This window comes from Kitasatospora sp. NPDC002522, assembly GCF_053595195.1.
In genome coordinates this window covers 1-5,885 of record NZ_JBSFXE010000090.1, presented here as the reverse complement: position 1 = coordinate 5,885, position 5,885 = coordinate 1, and the positions used below count along the sequence as shown (strand labels likewise).

At 73.0% G+C, this 5,885-nt stretch carries 2 protein-coding genes; both read left to right on the top strand.

All coding sequences use genetic code 11. The annotated features are described in order from the left end of the window. A partial coding sequence (locus ACWD4U_RS34415) for a hypothetical protein (RefSeq protein WP_363462171.1) occupies window positions 1-234 on the top strand: 234 nt, incomplete at its 5' end. Between the two features lie 53 nt (window positions 235-287). Continuing rightward, window positions 288-5,885: amino acid adenylation domain-containing protein (locus ACWD4U_RS34410; RefSeq protein WP_363462173.1), on the top strand; the 5,598-nt coding region annotated here is incomplete at its 3' end.

Sequence of the window (5,885 nt, the reverse complement as noted above, 5' to 3'; positions counted from 1 at the left end):
CTCTTCGACCGCGCGGAGGTCGAGCGCCTGGCCGAGCTGTGGCAGCAGGCGCTGCGCGCGATCCACACCCACGCGGAGAACCCGGACGCGGGTGGCTTCACCCCGTCCGACCTGAGTCTGGTCAGCCTCTCCCAGCACCACATCGAGCTGCTGGAGGAGGAAGAGGACGACTACGACGACGAGTTCGACCACTTCGGCGAGGTCGATGAGGACGACGACCTGCCCGGCCACTGAGCCACGCCTCGAAGTCCCCTCTCTTCACTGACAGTTCGGAAAGGTATCGGCACATGAAGAAGTCGGCGATCGAGGACGTGCTCCCGCTGTCGTCGCTGCAGGAAGGCTTCCTCTTCCACGCGCTGTACGACGCGCAGGGGCCGGACGTCTACACCGTGCAGCTGACCGTGGAGCTGAGCGGGCCGCTCGACACCGAGCGCCTGCGGCTCTCGGCGGAGGCACTGGTCGCCCGGCACGCCAACCTGCGGGCGGGCTTCCGGCACAAGGGCGTCGACCGTCCGCTGCAGGTGGTCCGGCGGCAGGTGCGCACCCCCTGGCGGGAGGTGGACCTGAGCGGACGCGGCGAGCAGGCGGACGCGGCGTTCGGCGAGCTGGCCGACGCGGACCGGGTCCGGCGCTTCGACATGAGTCGCCCGCCGCTGCTGCGCTTCACCCTGGCCGCGCTGCCCGGAGAGCGGCACCGGCTGCTGCTGACGATCCACCACATCCTGGTCGACGGCTGGTCGGTGCCGGTCCTGCTGGACGACCTGTTCGAGCTGTACGAGCGCGCGGGCGACGCGAGCGGGCTGCGTCGCGCCGTTCCGTACCGCGACTACCTGGCCTGGCTGTCCCAGCAGGACGAACCGGCCGCCCTCGCCGCCTGGCAGCGGGAGCTGGCCGGACTGGCCGAGCCGACGCTGGTCGCCAGCGGCAAGCAGGCGGCCGCGCCGGTGATCCCGCGGCCGGTGCACATCGAGCTGTCCGAGGAGCTGACCGAGCGGCTGGCGGCGACCGGCCGTCGGCACGGCTGGACCGTCAACACGCTGGCGCAGGCCGCCTGGGGCCTGGTACTCGGCCGCCACCTGGGCCGGTCGGACGTGGTGTTCGGCGGCACCGTCTCCGGCCGCCCGCCGGAGCTGCCCGGCGTCGAGACCATCGTCGGCCTGCTGATCAACACCCTGCCGGTGCGCGTGACCTGGCAGCCCGGGGCGACGCTGGCCGAGCTGTTCACCGTGCTGCAGGACCACCAGAGCGGGCTGACCCCGCACCAGCACGTGCAGCTCGCCGCCATCCAGACCGGCGCCGGCCTCGGCGAACTCTTCGACACCACCACGGTGTTCGAGAACTTCCCGCTCGGGGCCGAGGGCGCGCCGAAGCTGGCCGACGGGCTGGAGATCACCGAGGTCGACGCCCGGGACGCCACCCACTTCGCGCTCAGCCTGGTCGGCATGCCCGGCGAGCGGCTGACCTTCCGGCTGGACTACCGGCCCGACGTGATCGACCAGGAGACCGCCCAGCGGCTCGCCGACTGGCTGCACCGCACCCTGGAGACCGCCGCCGACACCCCCGAACTGCCGATCGCCGAACTCGGGTTGCTCTCCGGCGAGGAACTCCACCGGGTGCTCACCGAGTGGAACCGCACCGAGCGGCCGGTCCCGACCACCACCCTCACCGCGCTGCTGGAGAGCGCCGCCGCCGAGCACCCGGACGCGCTCGCCGTCGGCCACGGTGCCACCCGGCTCGACTACCGCGAGCTGCACGCCCGCGCCAACCGCCTGGCCCGCGTCCTGGTCGCCCGCGGCGCCGGACCGGAGCGGATGGTCGCGCTCGCCCTGCCGCAGCGCGCCGACCTGGTGGTCGCCCTGCTCGCGGTGCTGAAGACCGGCGCCGGCTACCTGCCGCTCGACCCCGCGCACCCCACCGAGCGGATCGCCGGCATGTTCGAGGAGACCTCGCCGGTCTGCGTCCTCACCACCGCCGAGACGTCCGGCGCCCTCCCGGCCGGCGGCCCCGAACTGCTGCTGCTCGACGACCCCGCGCTCGCCGCCGAGACCGCCGCCCAGTCCGACCGCCCGCTGACCGACGCCGACCGCACCGCCCCGCTGCTGCCCGGCCACCCCGCGTACGTCATCTACACCTCCGGCTCCACCGGCCGCCCCAAGGGCGTGCTGGTCGAGCACCAGGCCGTGGTGAACTACCTGCTGTGGGCGTGCGAGGTCTACCCGGCCGCACAGCGCAGCACCCTGCTGCACTCCCCGGTCTCCTTCGACCTCACCGTCACCGGCCTGTACGCCCCGCTGATCTCCGGCGGCAGCGTCCACCTCACCCGGTTCACCGACGGCCTGCCCGACCCCGAGGGCACCGTGCCCGAGGGCGGCATCGCCTTCCTCAAGGGCACCCCCAGCCACCTCGCCCTGCTGCGCGCGCTGCCCGCCGAGTTCTCGCCCACCGCCGAACTCGTCCTCGGCGGCGAGCCCCTGCCCGGCTCCCACCTCGACGCCTGGCGCCAGGAGCACCCCGGCGTCCGGGTGCTCAACGAGTACGGCCCGACCGAGACCACCGTCGGCTGCACCTCGCTCGCCGTCGAACCCGACGACGAGATCCCCGGCGAGGTGCTCACCCTCGGCCGCGCCATGTGGAACACCCGCCTGTACGTGCTCGACGACGCGCTGCGGCCCGTCCCGCCCGGCGTGGTCGGCGAGCTGTACATCGCCGGCACCTGCCTGGCCCGCGGCTACGCCGCCCGCCCCGGCCTGACCGCGCACCGCTTCGTCGCCGACCCGTTCGGCGAGCCCGGCACCCGGATGTACCACACCGGCGACCTGGTCCGCTGGCGTGCCGACGGCGACCTCGAGTTCGCCGGCCGGGTCGACGACCAGGTGAAGATCCGCGGCTACCGGATCGAGCTCGGCGAGATCGAGACCGTGCTCGCCGACCACCCGCAGGTCGAGCAGGTCGCCGTCGTGGTCCGCGAGGACCGCCCCGGCGACAGGCAACTGGTCGCCTACGTGGTCGGCGACGCCGCCGACCTGCGCGCCCACGCGGCGGGCCGACTGCCCGAGTACATGGTCCCGGCCGCCTTCGTGGCGCTCGACGTGCTGCCGCTCACCGCCAACGGCAAGCTCGACAAGCGCGCCCTGCCCGCCCCCACCGTGCAGACCGGCGGCGGCACCGGACGCGGCCCGCGCTCGCCCCGCGAGGAGATCCTCTGCCGGGTCTTCGCCGAGATCCTCGCCGTCCCCCGGGTCTCCATCGACGACGACTTCTTCGAGCTCGGCGGTCACTCGCTGCTCGCCACCCGCCTGGTCAGCCGGGTGCGCTCCGCCCTCGACGTGGAACTCCCGATCCGCGCCGTCTTCGAGCACTCCACCGTCGCCCGCCTGGCCCGCGCCCTCGACGGCGCCGGCCAGGCCCGCGCCGCGCTGCGCCCGATGGACCGGCCCGAGCACCTCCCGCTCTCCTTCGCCCAGCGCCGCCTGTGGTTCCTCGACCGCCTCGACCCGGACGCCGGCACCTACCACATCCCGGTCGCCGTCCGCCTCCGCGGCGAACTCGAACTCCCGCTGCTGGAAAGCTCGCTGAACGCCGTGGTGATGCGGCACGAGGCGCTGCGCACGGTCTTCCCCGAGCGGGAGGGCGAACCCCGCCAGCTGGTGCTCGACCCGCTGGACGTCTCCGTCGAGCTGCTGATCCGCGAGGCGGACGAGGCCAAGCTCGCCGACGAACTCGCCGCCGAGGCCGCCCGCCGCTTCGACCTGTCCACCGAGCTGCCGTTGCGGGCGGTGGTGTTCCGGGTGGCGCCGGAGGAGTGTGTGCTGCTGTTGGTGCTGCACCACATCGCGGGTGACGGGTGGTCGTTGGCGCCGCTGCTGCGGGATCTGGAAGCCGCTTATCTGGGGCGTGAGTTGGACGTGCTGCCGGTGCAGTACGCGGACTACGCGTTGTGGCAGCGTGAGGTGTTGGGGGCGGAGGACGATCCGGAGTCGGTGGCGTCGCGTCAGCTCGCTTACTGGCGTGAGGCGTTGGCGGGTCTGCCGGAGGTGCTGGAGCTGCCCGCCGACCGCCAGCGCCCGGCCGTGGCCTCCTACCGCGGCGAGCGGCTGCCCTGGCAGCTGGACGCCGCCACCCACCGCGCCCTCGCGGACCTCGCCCGGGACAGCGGCGCCAGCCTCTTCATGGTGCTCCAGGCGGCCCTCGCCACCCTGTTCACCCGGCTGGGTGCGGGGACCGACATTCCGCTGGGTACGGCGGTGGCGGGGCGGACCGACGAGGCGTTGGACGAGCTGGTCGGGTTCTTCGTGAACACGCTGGTGCTGCGGACGGACACCTCGGGGAACCCGAGCTTCCGTGAGCTGGTGAAGCGGGTGCGTGAGCACGACCTGTCGGCGTACGCGCACCAGGACGTGCCGTTCGAGCGGCTGGTGGAGGTGCTCAACCCGGAGCGCTCGCTGGCCCGCCACCCGCTGTTCCAGACCATGCTGCTCCTGCAGAACGCCCCGGAGCCCGACCTCGACCTGCCCGGCATCACCCCCTCCGTCGAGGAGTTCGCCAGCGGCGTCGCCAAGTTCGACCTGACCTTCGACCTGCACGAGACCTTCGACGCCGAAGGCCACCCGGCCGGCATCGCGGGTGACATCGACTACGCGCTCGACCTCTTCGACGCCGCCACCGTCGCCGCCCTGGCCGGCCGACTGACGAACCTCCTGGAACTCGTCGCGGCCGCCCCCGACCGCGAACTCGCCTCGCTCGACCTGCTGGATGCGGCGGAGCGTGCGTTGGTGGTGGAGTCGTGGGGTCGGGGTGCGGCGGCGGCGCAGTCGTCGGTGGGTGTGGTGGGGTTGTTGGAGGCGCAGGCTGCGCGGTCGCCGGAGACGGTGGCGGTGGTGTGCGGGTGGGAGCAGGTGACGTACCGCGAACTCGCGGAGCGCGCCGACCGGTTGGCGCGGGTGCTGGTGGCGTCCGGGGTGGGTGCGGACGGTCTGGTGGCGGTGGCGCTGTCGCGGTCGGTGGACCTGGTGGTGGCGCTCTGGGCGGTGTTGAAGGCGGGTGCCGGCTATGTGCCGGTGGACCCGACGCTGCCGGCCGACCGGATCTCGTACATCCTCTACGACGCCCGGCCGACCTGCGTGATCACCACGTCGGAGGTCCGGCCCGCACTGCCCCTGGGTGACGCCGAGGTCCTGCTGGTGGATGCGTTGCCGGCGCCGGTGGACGGTGAGTGGCCGCCGGTGGTGGTGCCGTCGTCGGCGGTGGCGTACGTGCTCTACACGTCGGGGTCGACGGGTCGTCCGAAGGGTGTGGTGGTGACCCGGGGTGGTCTGGAGAACGTGCTCGCGGACATGGGTGAGCGGTTCGAGGTGACGCCGAGTGCGCGGTTCCTGGCGGTGACGACGTTCGGGTTCGACATCTCGAACGTGGAGATCTTCGTGCCGTTGCTGGCGGGCGCGCGGTTGGTGCTGGTGGAGCGGGAGACGGTCCTCGATCCGGCGCGGTTGGCGGGGTTGATCGATTCGTCGGGTGCGACGTTCCTGCAGGCGACGCCGACGTTCTGTCAGGCTCTCGCCTCCGAGCAGCCGTTGGCGTTCGCCGGGCTTCGGGTGCTGATGGGCGGTGAGGCGATTTCCGCCTCGCTCGCGGACACGGTGCGCGAGGTGGCGTGGGACCTGACGAACGGTTACGGGCCCACCGAAACCTCGATCTACTCCGTCGCCGGAGTCGCGGACGGCCCCGTCGGCAGCGTGCCGGGCATCGGCCGCCCCGTGACCGGGACGGACGTCTACGTACTCGACGAGCGGCTGCGGCCGGTTCCGGTCGGCGTGCCGGGTGAGTTGTACATCGCGGGTGTGGGTGTGGCGCGTGGGTACGTGGGTCGTGCGGGGTTGACGGCGGAG